We start from the raw sequence: 213 nt of genomic DNA on the forward strand, positions 1-213 counted from the left end.
GTTCGACGACAAAAGACCCGCCACGATCACCTCGCCCAGCGTGCGCGAGCCGACCGTCGAACCGATCGCCGCCAGCCCGAGCCCCGTCACCAACGACAGCCGGATCCCGGAAAAAACCCCGGGAAGGGACAGCGGCAACTCCACGCGAACCAGACGCTGCCAGCCGGTCAGGCCGCAGCCCCGCGCCGCTTCCAGAACCGACGGCGCGATGCG

The 213-nt window shown here is 70.0% G+C and carries 1 protein-coding gene; it reads right to left on the bottom strand.

Features of this window, described 5'->3' with window-relative positions; all coding sequences use genetic code 11:
• The coding region (locus AUL35_RS21395) for an ABC transporter permease subunit (RefSeq protein ID WP_156418162.1) at positions 1-213 on the bottom strand (213 nt) is incomplete at both ends.

Source organism: Aureimonas sp. AU4, from assembly GCF_001463765.1.
Lineage (GTDB): Bacteria > Pseudomonadota > Alphaproteobacteria > Rhizobiales > Rhizobiaceae > Aureimonas.